3 protein-coding genes are annotated in these 1,885 nt (G+C 41.0%); all 3 read left to right on the forward strand.

What is annotated here, in order from left to right; genetic code table 11:
* Window positions 1–616, forward strand: a 616-nt coding sequence (locus ABYD77_RS19055; protein ID WP_372771665.1) for a hypothetical protein, incomplete at its 5' end; no start/stop codon positions are given.
* Window positions 613–1,236: a LysE family translocator gene (locus ABYD77_RS19060; protein ID WP_372771666.1), complete on the forward strand. Its 624-nt coding sequence runs from the start codon at window positions 613–615 to the stop codon at window positions 1,234–1,236. The genes ABYD77_RS19055 and ABYD77_RS19060, both read left to right, overlap by 4 nt.
* On the forward strand, window positions 1,233–1,724 hold the full coding sequence (locus tag ABYD77_RS19065; protein ID WP_372771667.1) for a gamma-glutamylcyclotransferase family protein: 492 nt from the start codon (window positions 1,233–1,235) through the stop codon (window positions 1,722–1,724). The genes ABYD77_RS19060 and ABYD77_RS19065 overlap by 4 nt, the downstream gene beginning before the upstream one ends.
* The last annotated feature ends 161 nt before the right edge of the window (window positions 1,725–1,885 follow it).

The following is a 1,885-nucleotide window of genomic DNA, read 5'->3' on the forward strand; positions in this document are numbered from 1 at the left end:
CATCGAGCAAATGGCCAGTTATGTGTTTAACCAAGTAAGACGTTACGCTGGTATGCAAGTATGGCCTCTCGTTTTAGTTGGGCCAAACCAAGTTACCGAACAGCAGTTTCCACGGCTTGAATTTGCCAGTGTAAAACGTGGTGAGTCAGCAAAGCTTTTGGCATCATCGGGTTCATTGCAAATTTCATTTAATCCAAACCAAATAAATCAACCGCAAGATTTAATCGCTTCTTTTGCGCAATCACTTTCTTACATAAATGTGTTACAAAGCGGTAGTTTGCCGCCAGGTGGAAAAGACTTATTACCGCAAGCGGTTGATTTGCTCTCTTGTTTTATGGGGTTTGGTGTAATGATGGCGAATACCGCCTACCAGTTTAGAGGTGGTTGTGGTTCGTGTTATAACCCGTATGCTAACCGCAGTGCGACATTAGCTGAGCCTGAATTAGTGTATATTTTAGCACTATTATTAAGAGCGAAAAATTTACCGCTTGCGCATATCTCCACGCATTTAAAACCGCATTTACGTTCAATGCTAAAGCGCGCCAATAAGCAGCTCGAAAACACAATCACGCAGTCAGCTAACCCAATGCTTATCGCATTAACGGAGGAAAAGTGAATTATTTCGATGAATTTCTATTAATAGTGATTAGTCACTTTTTTGCAGTTGCAAGCCCCGGTCCTGATTTTGCATTGGTGTTAAAACAAAGCATTCAAAAAGGGCGTAAAAATGCCTTGGTCACCAGTGCGGGTATTGCAACCGGAATTTTAGTGCATGTAAGCTATTGTGTATTGGGCGTGGCTATTGTGATTTCACAATCTCCTACACTTTTTGCCGTATTAAAGTATTTAGCAGCGGCATATCTAGCCTACATAGGTGTAATGGCATTAAGGGCAAAACCAGCAACGCAACAAGCCGAACAGTTGTTAGAACATACCCAGCCTGAGTCGATGGTAAAGGCGTTTAGCCGTGGCTTTTTAGTTAATGCCCTTAACCCCAAAGCCACACTGTTCTTTTTGAGCTTATTTACCTTAGTAATTAGTGTTGAAACACCGTTACTTATCCAGGCTGGCTATGGCTTATATATGGCGATTGCCACGCTTATTTGGTTTAGCTTTTTATCTGTTGTGTTGAGCAAAGTGCAGGTGCGCGGGTTCTTTTTACGTGCTGGACACTGGTTTGATCGCGGCATAGGAGTGGTGTTAATTGGTCTTGCAGTTAGGGTGGTATGGGTATGATTTATTACAACTTAGCCTATGGTTCTAATATGTCATTAAATCGTTTATTGGCACGCTTGCCGAATGCGACACGTATTGGTGTTGCAACTGTGCGTGGCCTTAAGCTGACATTTGATAAAAAAGGCTTTGATAACTCTGGCAAATGTAATGCATTTTTAACGCACAATGATGATGACGTGTTGTACGGTGTGCTCTACAAAATTACACAAGATGAAAAGTTAATATTAGATGACATTGAAGGGCCTCGCTACGATAACCACGAGATTGTTGTGACTAACGAGTGTGGTGGTCAATTTACTGCATATTGTTATGTTGCAAATACTTTATGCCAACAACAACTTCCTTATGATTGGTATTTAAAACATGTGCTTACTGGTGCTTTAGAAGCTAAATTACCAAGTGAGTATATAAATCAAATCCGATTACAACAAACGAAAATTGATTTGGATAGTGCACGCGCAGAGCGCGAATTTTCAATCTACAAATAAGAATATTATGAAAAAAATACTCAGCAAAATTACTCTCGCGCTTGGCGTTATTGCGTCGAGTCAGCTTTATGCCGCAATCGATAATAAGCAGCTTGAACAAACCATTGAGCAATCGATGAAACGCTTTGAAGTACCAGGTATGGCAGTCGCCGTGGTTGAAA

Origin of the sequence: Pseudoalteromonas sp. (genome assembly GCF_041629635.1) — a bacterium.
Taxonomy (GTDB): domain Bacteria; phylum Pseudomonadota; class Gammaproteobacteria; order Enterobacterales; family Alteromonadaceae; genus Pseudoalteromonas.

What these genes read in the sequence shown, in the direction of transcription:
- ABYD77_RS19065 (WP_372771667.1), top strand. Translation starts at nt 1,233, where the DNA reads ATGATTTATTACAACTTAGCCTATGGTTCTAATATGTCATTAAATCGT.